The 16675-nt window shown below is 68.0% G+C and carries 15 protein-coding genes; 6 read left to right on the top strand and 9 right to left on the bottom strand.

All coding sequences use genetic code 11. The annotated features are described in order from the left end of the window. The first annotated feature begins 595 nt into the window (after positions 1–595). Positions 596–1822 carry a cytochrome P450 gene (locus I6A81_RS01580; RefSeq protein ID WP_203006324.1) on the top strand — a complete coding sequence of 409 codons (1227 nt, stop codon included), beginning with the start codon at positions 596–598 and terminating at the stop codon, positions 1820–1822. 84 nt (positions 1823–1906) lie between these two features. Here the strand turns inward: I6A81_RS01580 and I6A81_RS01585 are convergent, their stop codons facing one another. Then, on the bottom strand, positions 1907–2755 hold the full coding sequence (locus I6A81_RS01585) for a FadR/GntR family transcriptional regulator (RefSeq protein WP_203006325.1): 849 nt from the start codon (positions 2753–2755) through the stop codon (positions 1907–1909). A 221-nt stretch (positions 2756–2976) separates the two neighbouring features. Here I6A81_RS01585 and I6A81_RS01590 point away from each other — a divergent pair, with 221 nt between their 5' ends. The 4 genes from I6A81_RS01590 to I6A81_RS01605 all read left to right on the top strand — a co-directional run bounded on the left by I6A81_RS01590 (position 2977) and on the right by I6A81_RS01605 (position 8259). Beyond that, on the top strand, positions 2977–3858 hold the full coding sequence (locus I6A81_RS01590; RefSeq protein ID WP_203006326.1) for an alpha/beta fold hydrolase: 882 nt from the start codon (positions 2977–2979) through the stop codon (positions 3856–3858). Between the two features lie 321 nt (positions 3859–4179). After that, on the top strand, positions 4180–5343 hold the full coding sequence (locus tag I6A81_RS01595; protein ID WP_203006327.1) for an amidohydrolase family protein: 1164 nt from the start codon (positions 4180–4182) through the stop codon (positions 5341–5343). Positions 5344–5538: 195 nt separating this feature from the next. Then, positions 5539–6825: a cytochrome P450 gene (locus I6A81_RS01600; RefSeq protein WP_203006328.1), complete on the top strand. Its 1287-nt coding sequence runs from the start codon at positions 5539–5541 to the stop codon at positions 6823–6825. A gap of 306 nt (positions 6826–7131) precedes the next feature. Beyond that, complete coding sequence (locus tag I6A81_RS01605) at positions 7132–8259, top strand: NDMA-dependent alcohol dehydrogenase (protein ID WP_203006329.1); 1128 nt, start codon at positions 7132–7134, stop codon at positions 8257–8259. A 163-nt stretch (positions 8260–8422) separates the two neighbouring features. Here I6A81_RS01605 and I6A81_RS01610 read toward each other — a convergent pair whose 3' ends face one another. Together I6A81_RS01610 and I6A81_RS01615 are read right to left on the bottom strand one after the other, a co-directional pair. Beyond that, the gene (locus I6A81_RS01610; RefSeq protein ID WP_238430542.1) at positions 8423–10141 is read right to left on the bottom strand and encodes a GGDEF domain-containing protein; all 1719 of its coding nucleotides are present in this window, start codon (positions 10139–10141) and stop codon (positions 8423–8425) included. Between the two features lie 86 nt (positions 10142–10227). Continuing rightward, on the bottom strand, positions 10228–10488 hold the full coding sequence (locus I6A81_RS01615) for a hypothetical protein (RefSeq protein ID WP_203006330.1): 261 nt from the start codon (positions 10486–10488) through the stop codon (positions 10228–10230). Positions 10489–11057: 569 nt separating this feature from the next. On the opposite strand from I6A81_RS01615, the gene I6A81_RS01620 reads away from it, so the two are divergent. Then, complete coding sequence (locus I6A81_RS01620) at positions 11058–12575, top strand: class I adenylate-forming enzyme family protein (RefSeq protein WP_203006331.1); 1518 nt, start codon at positions 11058–11060, stop codon at positions 12573–12575. 209 nt (positions 12576–12784) lie between these two features. Here the strand turns inward: I6A81_RS01620 and I6A81_RS01625 are convergent, their stop codons facing one another. The 6 genes from I6A81_RS01625 to I6A81_RS01650 all read right to left on the bottom strand — a co-directional run. Further along, complete coding sequence (locus tag I6A81_RS01625; RefSeq protein ID WP_203006332.1) at positions 12785–13195, bottom strand: hypothetical protein; 411 nt, start codon at positions 13193–13195, stop codon at positions 12785–12787. 283 nt (positions 13196–13478) lie between these two features. Beyond that, a complete protein-coding gene (locus I6A81_RS01630) occupies positions 13479–14204 on the bottom strand; it encodes a TetR/AcrR family transcriptional regulator (protein ID WP_203006333.1) in 726 nt (241 codons plus the stop codon). A gap of 20 nt (positions 14205–14224) precedes the next feature. After that, a complete protein-coding gene (locus I6A81_RS01635) occupies positions 14225–14659 on the bottom strand; it encodes a nitroreductase family deazaflavin-dependent oxidoreductase (RefSeq protein ID WP_203006334.1) in 435 nt (144 codons plus the stop codon). A gap of 32 nt (positions 14660–14691) precedes the next feature. After that, positions 14692–15939 (bottom strand): cytochrome P450, encoded by a 1248-nt coding sequence (locus I6A81_RS01640; RefSeq protein WP_203006335.1) that lies wholly within the window; start codon positions 15937–15939, stop codon positions 14692–14694. Positions 15940–16030: 91 nt separating this feature from the next. Continuing rightward, entirely contained in the window at positions 16031–16267 is a 237-nt protein-coding gene (locus tag I6A81_RS01645) for a ferredoxin (protein ID WP_203006336.1), read from the bottom strand. Further along, on the bottom strand, positions 16268–16675 hold a 408-nt coding region (locus I6A81_RS01650), incomplete at its 5' end, for an amidohydrolase family protein (RefSeq protein WP_203006337.1).

Genomic DNA, 16675 nt, shown 5'->3' on the forward strand with positions numbered 1-16675 from the left:
GGGCCGCCGCCTGGTCCAGTCCGCGACCATCGCCACGCGCCAGGCCCGGGGCCGGATCCCCAGCCGCGACCTGCCGGTCACCACACCGGCCAGGTCTGGCCACCAACGCTGACGGGTTTGCCCGTCGCCGGCTGCCCGCCCGCCGCTACCTCACCACCGACCCCGAGGACCGCCGCGCGATCCGCGACGGCTTCTGTTCCTCGTCCGGATCCATCTCCCGGATCCGCACTCGCTCCGTCACACACCGGTGACCTGGAACGCGGATCTTTCGGTCGGAGGCCTTGTGGACGGCCGACGGGACCCTTGAGAGTGGTCGGCCAGGCGAGCTGATCAAAGCGATCTCGACGCCGTGCCGGTTCATCGTGCCGAGCACGAGCGCGACCGGGTCCACGTCGGGGTGGCGGCAAGCGCTGTCCGGCGGACGGGCCGCACGCTGGTCCGTCAATGCACTCGATGTCGACATCGATATCGACATACATTACGTTGTGGCCGGCCGGCTACGAGCTGGCGCTCGGCCGAGCGCGCGGCTTCCGAGGTCGCTCGGGCGGGAGCGGCGGCGACCTGCCGTCATCAAGGACTTTCGAAGGGACCAGCGATGGACATCGCCGCGGCGGCCACCGTCTTCACTGATCCACGGGCGTATGCCGACAACGAGCGGTTCCACACCGCCACCGCCCTGCTGCGGCGCGAATCGCCGGTGCACCGGGTCGAGCATCCGAGGTTCAACCCGTTCTGGGCGATCACCAAGCACGAGGACGTGTTGGCGATCGCCCGCGGCTCGGACATCTGGCTGAACGCGCCCCGGCCCGCGCTCGGGCCGAAGGCGAAGGACGCCGAGCGGGCGAACATCCCGATCCGGTCGCTGGTCCAGATGGACGCCCCGGACCATCCGGTCTACCGGCACATCAGCGCGGACTGGTTCAAGCCGGCCGGGGTTCGGCGGCTGCGCGACCGCATCGCCGAACTGGCGAAGCGCTACGTGGACCACATGGCCGATCTCGGCGGTGAGTGCGACTTCTTCGTCGACGTCGCGGCGCACTACCCGCTGTATGTGATCCTGTCCCTGCTCGGCCTGCCCGAGGACGACTTCCCCAGGATGCTCAAGCTCACCCAGGAGCTGTTCGGCGCGGCGGACGAGGACCTGGCCAGGAGCCAGGACAAGCAGGCGCAGATGGCGGTCCTGATGGACTTCTTCATCTACTTCCAGGGGCTCATCCAGGACCGTCGCGAGAACCCGACCGACGATCTGGGCTCCGTGATCGCCAACGCGATGGTCCACGGGGAACAGATGGGTGAGCTCGAGGCGGCCGGCTATTACACGCTGATCGCGACGGCGGGGCATGACACCACCAGCTCGGCGCTGGCCGGCGGGCTGCACGCGCTGCTGGAGAACCCGGACCAGTGGGGGCGCCTCGCCGACGATCCGGCGCTGGTGGCGCCCGGGGTCGACGAGATGATCCGCTGGGTCTCACCGGTCAAGCAGTTCATGCGCACCGCGACCGAGGACACGGTCGTACGCGGTGTTCCCATCGCGGCGGGGGAGTCGGTGCTGCTCTCCTACCCGTCGGCCAACCGTGACGAGGATGTCTTCGACAACCCGAACACCTTCGACGTCGGCCGAAGCCCGAACCGCCACGTCGCCTTCGGGTTCGGCGCTCACTACTGCCTGGGCACCCACCTGGCCCGTCTCGAGGGCCAGGCGCTCTACGCCGAGCTGGTCTCCCGCGTGCGGTCGATCGAGCTCGCGGGGACACCCGAGTACACCGAGACGCTGTTCGTCGGGGGACCCAAGCGGCTGCCGATCCGGTACACGATGGCCTGACCGGAAGGCGCGCGGCCGACCTGAGGCCTGGCACGTTGAATGCCCTACGGCGACAGCCGGCATCCGTCGCGTCCCACTGGACTGCTAAGGGGACTGAGTGGGGGCGGCGGGCCGGGTGCGAGGGCGCGGTGTACCCGCTGTCGGCGCCGTCGCCAGATCGATCACCGTGGAGCCGTAGGTTCCGATCACTTCCTGTTGCATGTCGGTGATGTGTTTGCGCATCTCGCGGCTTGCTTGATCACTGTTGCCAGCGGCGATCGCCGCGATGAGGCGCCGGTGGGATGCGATGGCCCGCCGTCTCGTTTTCAGATCCTCGGGATGTTCCTCGGCGCCGAGGGCGACCTGGGCGACTCGGGACTCCTGGAAGCTCCAGACGGCCTCCAGCGTGCCCGCGATCAGCGTCATGGTCGTGTTGCCGCACAGTTCGGTGAGCCGAAGGTGAAACGCGTGCGCCGCCTCGGTGAACGCCGAGGTCGTGGGGCACGTCTCGCTCTCGTCGACGAGGCGCGTGAGCTCGTCGACGACGGCGCGTCGATCGGGCAGGCCGGCCGCCAGCGAGGCGCAACTCGGCTCGATCGCCAGCCGAGCGGTGGCCAGGTCCTGGTGCGTGACGTCGTGGGCCTTGAGGGTGAGGGCCAGGTGGTACGCGGCGCTGGCGGCGGTGGGTCGCCTGACCACGCCGCCGCCGACCTTCCCGCGGCGAATGCGAACAAGGCCTTCGGTCTCGAGGATCCGTAGCGCCTCGCGCACGCTGGGTCTGCTCACGCGGAACTCGTCCTGCATGTCCGACTCGCGGGGGAGTTCGTCACCGTCGCTGAGCTCGCCGCCGACGATCCGTCGCCGGACCTCGGCGGCAACGAGTTCCGCCACCTTCGGCACGTGGACGAGCGGTGCGCCGCGATCAACTGCTAGCGGCTGCTCGGCTTGCCCCATGGGACCTCGACTCTAGCAGCGTGGGGACCTGTCATCCGAATGATAGAGATGTTGCTTGTCTCGTTGACGATCAATATATATGATTGAGCTGTTACGGCTGCCCCGGTCGCGAGCAAGGGCTCGATGGGGTGCCGGGAGCTGCCGCGATCTGGCAACGCCCGCGCGCCGTCGGCCCCGAGGCCCGCGTCCCGCGAGCGCTCGAGAGATGTCGGAGGAGGGCCGTGCCCGATCGTGAGATCGAGATCAACGGCGGTGTCGTCGTCTACGAGTTCGTCGGTCCCGAGGACGGCGAGATCGTCGTCCTCACGCCGGGGGGCCGGTTCGGCAAGGACGCCGGCGGCCTGCATGAGCTCGCCGACGCGTTGGCTGATGGTGGCAAGAGGGTCCTGCTGTGGGACCGGCCGAACTGCGGGAAGTCCGACGTGCAGTTGTACGGACGCTCGGAGTCCCATATGCGGGCCGAGACCCTGGGGCTGATGCTGCAGGCGCTCGGAGTGGAGCAGGTCATCGCGGCGGGTGGTTCCGGCGGCGCGCGGGACTCGATCATCTTTGCCATGAGGTGGCCCCGGCTCGTCCGGAAGCTGGCCCTGTGGTCGATCGTCGGTGGCACGTTCAGCACGATGTCGCTCGCGCAGGTGTATGTCCTCGACGAGCTGCGTGTGGTGCGGGCCAAGGGCATCGAGGGCGTCCTGGAGATGTCGGGCGCCGCGGGCGGCTGGGCCGACGCCATCGCCGCGAATCCACGTAACAGAGACCGACTGCTTGCCTTGGGGAGCGAGCAGTTCGAACGGGTGATGAACCGGTGGCTGGACGCGTTCGTGCCGAAACCCAACGAGCCCATCCCCGGGGTAAGTGATTGGGAGTTCGAACAGATCAAGGTGCCCACCTTGATCATCCGAGGTGGCGAGAAGGACTACGACCACCCGAAGCGGACGTCGATGGAAGTGCACGCGCTCATCGAAGGATCCCGCCTGATCGAGCCCCCCTGGCCCGAGGACGCCTGGGAGCGCGCCGTCGCCGCGTCGCTCGCGGGTACCGGTGACCTGTTCGGCCCGTGGGTGAAGGCAGCGCCGGTCCTCCTGGAGTTCTTCGCCGAACCGTGACCGGCCGGAGCGGACCGCTCGTGGGTCCGAGGAACGTGTCCCCGCCGACCCGGGGCGCGAAGCTGAGCTGGCGTAAAGGTCGGAAAGAGTGTCGTCCTGCATTCTCGAACCGATTCCTCGGTAGAAGGAGGTGCCAGCTCGGCCGGCCCAGTACTGGTCTTGTCCTGCCGCCACGCCGAGTGTGTGGCGGAGATTTCCCGCGCTCCGGAGAACGGTTTAGCGCGTAGTAGTCCATGGTTTCCCCGTCGTCTACGACGTTGTTACCTGTGAGAACATCTCCATCATTGCGCGTGACTCGACGGGAGGTTAGCATCGGCGACCATGGCGAACAATGGTCTTTTCATAGTCGACTCGGACTCGCACTGGTCCGAACCGGCTGACCTCTTCACCAAGCGCGCGCCGACCGAGTTCCGTGACCGGGTCCCTCGTGTGGAAACGGTCGACGGGCAGCAGATGTGGGTCTTCGACGGCAAACCGGTCGGGAACTACAGCGCCGGTGGCGTGATTGGCCGTGACGGCAAGAAGGAGAGCGCCAACAAGGCGTTATTCGAGTGGACGATCGACGAGATCCACGTCGGCGCCTACGACCCGAAGGTCCGGCTCCAGGTCCTCGACGAGTGCGGCATCGATGCCCAGATCATCTTCCCGAGCACCATCGGCCTAGGAGGCCAGGACCTCGGCCTGTCGGACGACCCCGCCCTCACCCGGCTGTCGATCGAGATCTACAACGACGCGATGGCGGAGATCCAGAGCGAGTCGGGCAACCGGCTGCTGCCGCTCCCGCTGATGCCGGCGTGGGACATCGACCTGTGCGTCAGCGAGGCGAAGCGGGTCGCCGCGCTGGGGGCGCGCGGGGTCAACATGACCTCGGACCCGCAGGACCTGGGCTCGCCGGACCTGGCGAACCGGGCGTGGGACCCGTTCTGGGCAACCTGCAGCGAACTGCGGCTGCCGGTGCACTTCCACATCGGCGCCAGCATCACGGGCATGACGTTCTACGGGAAGTACCCGTGGGAGTCACACGCCCCGAACACCAAGCTCGCGATCGGTGGAACCCTGCTGTTCATCGGTAACGCGCGCGTGGTGACGAACCTGATCCTGTCGGGTATCTTCGATCGTCACCCCGGCCTGCAGACGGTGTCGGTGGAGAGTGGCGTGGGCTGGATCCCGTTCATTCTCGAGACGCTCGACTACGAGATGGCGGAGAACGCGCCGGAAGAACTCGCGCAGCTGAAGAAGATGCCATCGGACTACTTCCGCAGCAACATCTACGCCACGTTCTGGTTCGAGAACAACCGAAACAAACTGCCGGAGCTCATCGAGGCGGTCGGTGAGGACCGGATCCTGTTCGAGACCGACTTCCCGCACCCGACCTGCCTTTATCCAGGCCCGCTGCAGAGCGTCGAGGAGAAGATGGCAACCCTGTCCCAGGACGCGCGCGCGAAGATTCTCGGCGAGAACGCCAGGAAACTCTACCGGCTCTGAGCTCCGCTCAGCCATCACCGCATCTCCGTTGCCGCGGTCGGAAACTTCTGGCGGCGGCACGGTGTGCGTTGAAGCCGGAGCGGCCGAGTGGGCAGATCATGCCACAGCTAACTGCCGAACCTTGAGTACGTGCACGTCAAGTCGGGCGAGTGCGCCCCGGGGCGTGTGCACACAGTCTGGTAGAAGGAGAGCACGTTGTCCGACTGGAAGACGATCGACTTCTTCAACGACGAGTCGCTCGTCGAGGACCCGTATCCTTATTTCGAATCACTGCGTTCGGCGTGCCCGGTGCTGCCGCTGCCTCATATCGGAGTCGTGGCGGTGTCGGGCTACGACGAGGCCGCCGAGGTGTACCGCAACCCCGACACCTTCTCGTCGTGCAACTCATTCGCCGGTCCCTACGCGACGTTCCCGGTCCCGCTCGAGGGTGATGACGTCAGTGACATCATCGATCGCTACCGGGACCAGCTTCCGCTGAACGACCACATGGTCACGATGGACCCGCCCGACCACACCCGCGAGCGAGCACTGCTGATGCGGCTGCTCACGCCGGCGCGCCTCAAGGAGAACGAGGAGTTCATCCTGCGCCTGGCCGACCGGCAGCTCGACGAGTTCCTGGCCAGTGGCAGGTGCGAGTTCGTCCGGGAGTATTCGCAGCCTTTCGCGATGCTCGCCGTCGCTGACGTGCTGGGCGTGCCCGAGGCTCACCACCAGCGGTTCCGTGAAGGCTTCGGCCTCAGCCCCAAGCCCGCCCAGATCGGCAACGACGAGCACGGTGACCCCGCCAGGAACGCGCTGGGCTGGCTTGACGACTGGTTCACCCAGTACATAGAGGACCGCCGTCGTGAACCGCGCGACGACGTACTGACCAAGATGGCGCAGGCGACCTACCCGGACGGAGCCACACCCGAGGTGGTCTCGGTCGTCCGGGCGGCGACGTTCCTGTTCGCCGCTGGTCAGGAGACGACCGCGCGGCTGCTCGCGGCCGCGCTGAAGTACCTTGCCGAGCACCCGGAGGCGCAGGACGAGCTTCGGGCGCATCGCGAACGCATCCCTGATCTGATCGAGGAGACCCTGCGCATCGAGAGCCCGGTCAAGACCGACTTCCGGCTGGCCAAGCGCGCCACGACCATCGGCGGCGTCGAGGTGGCGGCGGGAACACCGGTCATGCTGCTCAACGGCGCGGCCAACCGCGACCCCCGGCACTTCGAGTGCCCGGCCGAGTTCCGTATCGACCGGGGCAACGTCCGCCAGCACATCGCTTTCGGCCGCGGCGTCCACTCCTGCCCCGGTGGCCCGCTGGCCCGCGTAGAGGGCCGCATCAGTCTCGACCGCATCCTCGACCGCACCCGCGACATCCGGCTCTCCGAGGAGCACCACGGGCCGGCGGGCGCCCGGCGCTTCAAGTACGAACCGACCTGGCTGCTGCGGGGACTGACCGAGCTGCACCTGGAGTTCACGCCGGTGGAGGGCGGTCGGTAGCACCGAAGACGAATGGCGCGTCGAGCGCCAGGCCCGTCGCGTGCGCGGCCAGGCAGGACGCCTGGCGAGTCCGCTTGGGCCGCGCCGTCGTGAGGGATGTCTGGAGGCGTTCTTCGAGACGGTACGGCGGCGGAGGGCGTTCCTCACGGCCGGCGGATTCGAGGCATCGTCGACCGGGCTCCTGGCCGTCGCGGGACATCCGATCACGACCATCACCGCGTTCCGCCTGGCCTCGGGAGTCCGCACTTTTCTCAGGCTGTGCGCCGGGCCGCGGCCGGCGCACCTACATCGGCAAGGGAGATCTCTGTGTTGACCAAGGCGGCCGTCCTGTTCGAACAGCCGGGCCGGTGGGAGACGACCGAGGTGGAGCTGGAGCCGCCCCGTCAGGACGAACTGCTCGTCCAGATGGTGGCCGGCGGGCTGTGCCACTCGGACGACCACATCGCGACGGGCGACCTGCCGGCGCCCAGGGGAGCGTTTCCTACAGCGGGCGGCCACGAAGGGGCTGGTGTCGTCGTCGAGGTCGGCCCCGACACCCCTGGTTGGGAGGTCGGTGACCACGTCGTTCTGTCGTTCCTGCCCACCTGCGGGCGCTGCCGCTGGTGCTCGTCCGGCATGCAGAACCTGTGTGACAACGGCGCCCTCGTACTTGCGGGGATCCGCCCGGACGGCAGCAAGCGCATGCGTCTGCCCGACGGCACGCCGGTCGGCCAGGGGGCCGGCGTGTCGACGTTCAGCCAGTATTCGACGGTCTCGGTGAAGTCGGCTGTCAAGATCCCGAATGACATCCCGCTTGAGGTCGCCTGCCTGACCAGCTGCGGGGTCCCGACGGGCTGGGGAGCGGCGGTGAACTCCGCCAACGTGCGGGTAGGTGACGTCGTCGTCGTGATGGGTGTCGGCGGGATCGGCATGAACGCGGTGCAGGGCGCCGCTCACGCCGGTGCGTCGGTCGTGATCGCGGTCGACCCGGTGGAGATGAAGCGGACGACGTCGCTCAAGCTGGGTGCGACGCACGCGGTTGCCACCATGGCCGAGGCGACCGACATCGCGAAGAGCTTCACCAATGGTCAGGGCGCCGACTCGTGCATCATCTGCGTCGGGGTGACCAGGCCGGAGCAGATCGCCCAGGGCGTCGACGCCATCCGCAAGGCCGGCACCTGCGTGATGGTCGGCATGGGCAGTGCCGCCGAGGATGTCGGAATCCCGGTCTCCGTGCGGCACCTGGTGCTGTTCCAGAAGCGTCTGCAGGGCGCGCTGTTCGGTGCCTGCAACCCGACTCGGGACATCCCGGCCCTGCTCGAACTCTACCGGCAGGGCCGCCTGCGGCTCGACGAGATCATCACGACCCACTACACCCTCGACCAGATCAACGAGGGCTATGAGGACATGCGCTCGGGAAAGAATATCCGCGGCGTCGTCGTCCACGCTCACTGAGCCGGCCCAGATATCGCCCGGATACGGCTCTCGGCCGCTGGTGGCACGTTGGTCACTGGGCAGCCGCGACAGAGCAGTTGCCCGCGCCTCCGATGGCGCACGGCTCCGTCGGGTCGGACGGGTGGATTCCCAAGGGCTCTTGTCCGAGCGAGTATCTGCCACCTCACCACGATTCTTCTGATTCAGAGTCCTCTAAAGGCCTCGGATGATCGAACGGGATGGGTGGGTCGAATCGGTGGACGACGAGCTTGCCCTCCCGCCCATGTTTGGCCGTGTACATGGCGAGGTCGGCCTGGTGGAGGAGGATGTCGGGGTTGACCGGTCGGGTGGCGTGGTCGAGGGTGACCAGGCCGAGGCTGGCCCGCGGGAGGTAGGGACGGCCGGCCAGGTCGCAGGGTGCCTGCAACGCGCTCGCGAGCCGTCCGGCGACTCGGCAGGGGGTGTCGGGGCCGCGGCCCTCCAGGATGACGGCGAACTCGTCGCCACCGAGGCGGGCGACGGTGTCGGCCGTGCGGGTTCCGGCCCGGAGCCGCTGGGCACTGATCTTCAGAAGCTCGTCGCCGGCGGCGTGTCCGAGTGCGTCGTTCACCTGCTTGAAGTGGTCCAGGTCCACGAACAGAACGGACATCGTCGTCTCCTGGCGGATGGACGCCTCGTCGCGGCCCGGAGCGTCATCCGCGTCGACGCTTCGCGCGACGGCTCGCCGCAGTCGGCGGGTGAACAGCGCGCGGTTCGCGAGACCCGTCAGGGGGTCGTGGAACGCCTGGTACCGCAGTTGGTCCTCGCGTTCCCGGACCTTGGCGAGCAGCTGGATGTTCTCGGCCAGTGTGATCATCTGTCGGCCCAGCGCGACGACGAGCAGGCCAACGATGACGGACGCCTCGAACCGGTCCAGTGCCGTGCTATTGATCAGCTTGGCGACGATCGGAAGGCCCGCCGCGCCCAGGGCGGCGTAGGGCAGCGCGGCATGCGCCCACAGGGCCCGCGGGTGCGGCGACGTCAGGGTCTCCTCACGGGTGCGGACCGGGGTGGGCACCAGAACGGCGAGCAGAATCAGCAGGAAGGCGGCGGTGAACGGGACGCTGATCCAGTGTGGAAGGTCGTACCTGTCCTGCGCTATCCGGTAGGCGATGATATTGATCGTCAGTCCGTGGGTCAGCAGTCCGGCGCCGAGGAGCGCCAGGGCCGCCGGAGAGCGTGGGCGGCGAAAGGTCGCGATGAGCAGGACCGCCGCCGCGAGGATCAGTACACAGACCTGATGGACTAGGGCGACGCGGAACGTCGTCGGATCGGTGACGCCTACCCCGACGAGCCTGTCGAGCGAGATCTGCCATTCGAGGAGGATGACCGAGCCAACGATCAGCACGGCGTCCATGGTTGTGATCAGGTACCAGCGGACCTGGCCGCGCCACGGCCATCGCGCGTGCCCGCTCCGGCTGTCCACCGGGTCGGTCGGCAGGCACAGCAGTCCGGCCAGGGCCAGCGCATAGAAGACCAGAAGGACCGCGTAGCCAGACCAGCTCTCATCTATCGAACGGCCACGTAACAACACCACCGCTGTCACCGCGGTGGCAGCCGCCGAGCCACCCACCATGGCTCCGATGAGCAGGCGCCATCGCCGATCCCCGCGGCGTGCCCGTCGAGCGGTCCACAGACAGGCCACCGTCGCGACGATCTCAGTGCCGGAGAGGACGAGCTGGGTGGAGATCTGGCTGGAACGCGGGGCCGCCAGGACCACGGTCCCGAGCTGGAGCCCGACAAGCAGCAGGCATCCCCCCACCGCGTACCAGAACCACGGCGGGGCGCGCCCCGATCCGGCGGAAGGCCGGGGGGCCGGCATGGCGCTCCTGGCGCCGTCGAGCTCGACCATCGCCGCCTCCAACTAACCCATCGTAGTCACTCGACCTCGAATGGCGACAGATTGCGGCGTTGGTTTGTCCGGAAAAGCGTGTTGATCGGTAATTTGCCCTAACGGTCCGTGATCGAGACGGGCGTCGCGCGGACGGCGAGGTCTGGTCGGAGTCGCTGTTCCACCATGAGGTAGGGATCCGCGGCGTGGTCGATGATCGCGATGCGGCGCGGCAGATGCGGCGCGGCGACGGTCCCGCGGTTACCGACGTGATGGAGCGCGGTCCCCGGGCGGCCGGCGGATGCCTTGATCGGGTCGGCGCCCCGCGGCGTGGCGAGAAACCCGCCCGACGGTTGGTCGATCGAGTGTTGCGGTGCCACGGTCCAACCCGCTGGATGACGCGTCCCAGGCGCTTGGGGCCGCTTCGTCCTGCGGGCGTCCTCTAGACGTCCTTCGCCCCGGGCCGGGCGCCGCGATGTCCGGTCCGCGCCGGGTAGAACGAGACTCTCGTGACAGAGAATATCAGGTTGGGCGGATCAGTAGAACTTGACGTGCTCGTTGAATGTTGCGAGCATATGGCCACCTCCAGCGACGCGCGGCGTCGGCGCCACCTGAAGCAGCCCGCCTGGGCTGCTTGATCCCTGTCGGCCCTCGCCCCACGGATGGGTCAGCTTCGGCTCGACCGAAGCTGACCCATCCGCGAGGTCTCGAAGCCGCGCCGCCGTCCTTGTCGATCCACCGCACCCGGTTGGCGCCTCGCGGCCGGGACGCCGGCGCGACGTGAAGGCACGGAGTGAACGTGAAGGTCTCGTGGAGAGGCGGGACCGCCACCGGCGATGGCTGGGACGCGCCCGGCGCTCCTCGTCCGCCGCGGGGGAAGGCCCGCGGCCGGACGCCCTGAACAAAATCTGCACGGGAAACTTGGACCGGGTCGTGAAAGGGACGGGTCATGAACGCCGCCTTGGACACCGAAACCAGCAACGCCAACGCCAACGCCAATGCCGGTGACGGAGAGATCAGTATCTCCCGCCGAATCTGGCAGCTCGCCGGGGAGAACCCGACCGGGGTGGTGTTCCGTCACATCGGACTGGATGGCTCCGAACCGGCCTTCACCTGGCCGATGCTCGACCGGCGCGCCAGCCAGCTCGCTGGCGCCCTCGCGGATCGCGGTCTGCGGTACGGCGACCGCCTCGGCCTCGGGCTGCGCAACTCGCCACAGTTCGTGTTCTCCGCGCTCGCGGCCTGGAAGCTGGGCGCCGTGCCAGTACCGGTCCGCTGGGATGTGCCCGACTGGGAACTCGACAAGCTACGCAAGGTCATATCGCCGAAGATCTACCTCGGGCCGGCCGACCTTCCCTGGATCGACGCGACCGATCGTGCCGAGGTCCCGAACCTGCCCGACATCGTCTCCCCGCACATCAACGGCATCTGTAGCAGCGGCTCGACCGGAACCCCAAAGATCATCATGCCGGAGAAACGCGGTCTCTATGATCCGCGATACGCCGGCCCGATCATGCAGAACTGGCGCCCAGTTTCCCGACCGCAGACGATTCTCGTCCTGGCGCCGATGTACCACACCAACGGCTTCGTAACCCAGTTCAGCATGCTCTCCGGCGATCAGCTCGTGGTAATGGAGAAGTTCGACGCGGCCAGGGTCGCCGACGTCCTCGAGCGGTACCGGATCACGACCTTCACCGCGACCCCAACGATGCTGCAGCGGATCGCGGACCTTCCCGACATCGACGGCCGAGACCTCTCGAGCCTCGACTGGATCCTGCAGGGCGCCGCCCCGATGCCGCCCTCGCTCGTACACCGCTGGGCCACGCTGATCGGCGCCGAACGGATCGTCATGGCCTACGGCATGACGGAGGCTCTGGGGCTCACCGCGATCCGCGGCGACGAATGGATGACCCACCAGGGAAGTGTCGGACGCGGCATGGGCGGCACCGAGTTGCGCATCCTCGGGGATGACCTTCGTGAACTGCCGTCCGGAGAGGTCGGACAGATCTACCTGCGCGCACCCGTCACCTACGGCGGTGGATACCGCTATCTCGGTGACGCCCCGCGGCTGCGCGGCACCGAGGACGGCTTCCAGACCGCGGGCGACATGGGCTACCTCGACCCCGACGGATACCTCTACCTGTCCGACCGGCGCGTCGACATGATCATAACCGGCGGCGCCAACGTGTTCCCCGCCGAGGTCGAGGCCGCACTCATCGACCACCCGGCCATCGCCGACGTGGTCGTCATCGGCCTGAACGACCCGGAATGGGGACGCCGCGTCCACGCGGTCATCGAACCAGCCGACCCGGCAAACCCACCGACTACAGATGATGTCATCGCCTACGCCAAGAACCGCCTTGCGCACTACAAGGCGCCCAAGACCGTCGAATTCGTCGCCGCGATTCCCCGTAGCGAGGCGACCAAGGTCAACCGCGGTGCTCTCGTCGCGGCTCGCGGCGGCTGAACCCGAAGCGTCTTCGCCATGCGGCATGGGACGCCCGGCACGAAGGAACGACCGGCAGCGAGTGCGGACGTTCCATCAGTGCGGACGTCCCATCGCCCGCCGGCACCGAAAGACAGCGTTAACCTCGTGTCCTGACCGAACGTGCCGCAGACCGATCTCGGCCGGTCCAACGCTCCCGTTTGCTGGCCAGGCCCGTGGTGCACTGACCTTTACGGTTCGGGCGTCGCCGCCGCGGCGATGCCCCGGGCCATTCCCTCGAAGTGATCCATGAGGCGTTGCAGAGCGTCGGCCGGGTTGAGCTCGAAGGCCTCGGTTTCCTCCTCGTAGATCAGAACATGACCGGCGGGGAAGAAGTAGGCCTCGCCGGTCTGGGCGATCTCGTCCGGCGTGTTGGTGCCTGGGAAGTGGCAGCGGATGCGGCCCTTGAAGACGTAGCCGTAATGGGGGCAGGGGCACACGCCGCCGGGCAGCCCGTGGTAGCCCGCCGTGTGGTCGGCGGCAATCGTGGTGGTGTAGCCGACCTCGAGGTCCCCCCAGTGGACCGACCGGAATCCGACCCCGCACAGCGGCCAGCGGCCGCCTCCTCCCACGGGCAGATCGGTCAGCTTGCTTACTGGCATGAAGCCACTCTCCCTTACGGTCCGCCACCAACGTCTGGTGGCCCGCGCTCAGCGGTCTAAAAAAACAGTTCACGAACGTTGCCGAAGGCTGACCCGTGGTCTCCTCGCAACCAACGACGTCGTCGACGAAGACACGGCAACGGCCCGGTTGATGGGATCGAGCCAATGGCGGTGGCGTGCAACGGGGGCGCCGCCGCACCGAAGGGTGCGCGGGAACTGTCCCGGCAGGGCGAGACCAGCCAGCGCCCGATGCGCGGAGAGCGCGGAAGCCCGTTGCTGGCGGCTAGCGGGTAGTGCGGTGCCGTTCCCCAACGGAGTCGTCGGCGTCCATCCCGGACACGAGCGCGACGCCACCGGCCACGGCATTGAACCGGGGGATGTCGGAACGGCCGATGCCGCCCAGGCAGAACTCCCAGAGGTACTCGCCGAGGGCCTCCGGCGACCAGCGCCCGGACGTGTACGCGTAGTGGTGGAACACGGACATGGCGACCCGGGCGATCATTTCCGCGTCTCGTCCGGTGTCGGTCGGTGGCAGCAGGCCGGCGTCCTGGGCCGCTCGCAGCTCCCGTTCGATCAGGTCGACGACGGGCTGGTCGGCGGCCGCGATCTCGTCCGGGAAGCGCTCGTGTAGCCGCCAGTGCTCGGAGGTCACGAACCGGGCTCCCGCCAGGTCGCCGGACAGCCCGGCCACCATCGCGGTGAGATAGTAACGCAGCCGCGACAGCGGGTCGGGGAGCCCGCGGGCGGCCTGCTCGTACCGTCCGATGTTCTCCGCCACTATGTCCTCGAGGACGGCGAGCAGCAGCTGGTCCTTCCCCGTGAAGTGCCGGTAGAAGGTCTGCATGGCCACGCCGGCCTCCCTCACGAGCTCCTGCGTCGTGAAGGACGATCCCTTGACGGCGATCAGGCGCCGGGCGGCGTCCACCATGTCCCGCGTCTGCTGGATGCTGCGCGAGCGGGTTCGGTGCACCACCGGCGACCGGTCGGCGGCGCGTTCGGCCCAGGCCATGGCAGGAACGTTACCCGTGGTCAGACCGGTGAGAGCACCACGACCGGAATGGATCTGTCCGTGCGGGCCTGGTAGGCGTCGTAGTTCGGCCAGACCTCGGTGACGATCGACCACAGGCGTGGCTTGTCCGCGTCGGAAGCCGTCGTCGCGCGCACCCGCAGCCGTTCGGCGCGGACCTGGATTTCCGCCGCCGGCGCGGCGAGCAGGTTCAGGTACCAGTTGGGGTGCTGGGGTGCGCCTCCCTGGGAGGCCACGACCAGGTAGTCGTCCCCGTCCCGGCCAAAGATGAGCGCGGACGTGCGGGCCTGGCCGCTGGTACGGCCAGTGGTGGTGAGCAGGAGGATCGGCGCGCCGTTCCACTCGTAGCCGACCTCCCCGTCGGTCTCCCGGTAACGCCGCACGTGCTCGGGGCCGACGAGGAGAAGATCCGGGGGCCGGTAGGCCGGTGAACTCATGGTGGTGCCTTTCTGATAGTCCGTGGTTGGCTTCAGCCGAAGAGCACGGGAATCTCGGTGGCGCCGCGCTCGTACATTCCGATGATGCGCGGCGAGGCGGCATCGGGGTCGAGCCGCAGGTTCGGCAGCCGGTCGAGCAGGGCACCGATTCCGACCGTCATCTCGGCCCGGGCGACGTGCATTCCCAGGCAGATGTGCATTCCTCCGCCGAACCCCAGGGAACGCTTCAGCGGCCGGTGGATGTCGAACTCGTCGGGGCGTTCCCACCGCTCGGGGTCCCGGTTCGCGGCGGCGACGCACAGGTGCAGCACGGATCCCTTGGGAATGTGCGCGCCGAAGAACTCGATGTCCGCGGTGACGAAACGGGAGAACATCGGGTCGGTCGGCGTCCACCGTATCGCCTCCTCGATCGTCGCCCGGAGGAGTCGACGGTCCGCCCGCACAGCCTTGAGGATCTCCGGGCGCTGGAGCAGCGCGGTGAGGATGATGCCCATCTGCTTCCAGGTGGTGCCGGAGCCCGCCAGCAGCAGGAGGATGGCGAAGGAGTAGATCTCGACATCCGACAGCCGGTGGGTTGTCCCGTCCTCGTCGGGCAGTTCGGCCTGGACGAGCACACTGATCAGATCGTCCCGCGGGGACTCGCGCCGGGCCGCGACGATGGGGGCGAGCATCCCGACGATCTTGGCTGGCTGTGACAGCCACTCCCGGATGATGAGTGCCTGCTCGACGGGTATGCCGAGGCTGCCGGTGATCGTCAGGATGGGAATCGCCGCGCAGAAGTCGACGTTCAGCTCGGCCCGGCCGTCGGCCACGAAGCTGTCGATCAGCAGATGGACCGTCTCCTCGATCCAACTGCTGATCCACCAGCCGCTCTTCGCGGGCAGGAACGACGGCTGAACGAGCGCGCGGTATCGCCGGTGCTGCGCCCCGTTCATCGAGATCAGGCTGCTTTCGACGCCCGCCGCCTGACCGGTCGGGTCGACCGCCGTCGGCGAGGAGGCGAAGGTCTCCTCGTCGCGGAACGCCGCGTCGCACGCGGCGAAGCTGAACGCGGAGAAGTGCGGCCGGTCTGGGAACGGCAGCCCCTGGAAGAAGGCCTCGCCCGGATACCCGGTCAGCTTGTGGACGGTGCCCTCGTGCACCGGGGCCTGCTTGCGCAGCCGCTCCCAGACCGGGTACGGGTCGGTTTGGAAATCGCCGCCCATCGCCACGTTGTAGCTGCTTCGTAGATCGAACAGCTCCTTGAGCCGGTTCCGGTCCAGGCTCTGCACGTCAGTCATCGGTTCACCCGGCCACCTGGCCGCCGTCGACCGGCCAGGGGCACGTCGGTGACGTTGACGACCGCGCTCTTTCGGTCGGGCACGCTGGAAGTCACGCTTCGTCCTTCTGTGGTGTGGGGCTGTCGGCCGTCGCGATGCTCAGCGCGCCGGTGGGACACGCGTCCACCGCGCTTTCCACGACCTCGAGTGGGTCGCCGTGCGGGTCGATGACCACGACCTTGGCCGTCTCGTCGTGGTCGAAGGTCGCGGGCGCGTACACGACGCACATCCCGCTGCCGACGCACCGGCTCTGGTCGATCGTGACCGTGGCGGTGCCGGCGCCGGGCATTCAGATGCCTGCCAGCACGGGTGGGGTGGCGGGGGTGAACCGGTAGAGCCGTTCGGCGTTGCCGCGCAGCAGCTTGTACTGGGTCTCTTCGGGCAGGTGGCCGATGATGCCCTTGACGGTCTGGATGCAGTTGGGCCAGGTGGAGTCCGAGTGGGGGTAGTCGGTCTCGCACATGATGTTGTCCTCGCCGATCTCGGCGAGGCTGGCGATGCCGTGGTGGTCCTCGATGAAGCAGCCGTAGATGTGCTCGCGGAACGTGGCCCGCACGTCGAGGGTGTCGAGGTCGACGCCCTTGGAGCCGCCGTGGTCCATGAACGTCGCGCCGCGCTTGACCCAGTAGCGCTGCTTGTCGAGGACCTGCTCGGCGCGCTCCAGGTAGTACGGCATCCAGCCGATCTCGCCCTCGGA

The sequence above is a fragment of the Frankia nepalensis genome (genome assembly GCF_016786325.1).
Classification (GTDB): domain Bacteria; phylum Actinomycetota; class Actinomycetes; order Frankiales; family Frankiaceae; genus Pseudofrankia; species Pseudofrankia nepalensis.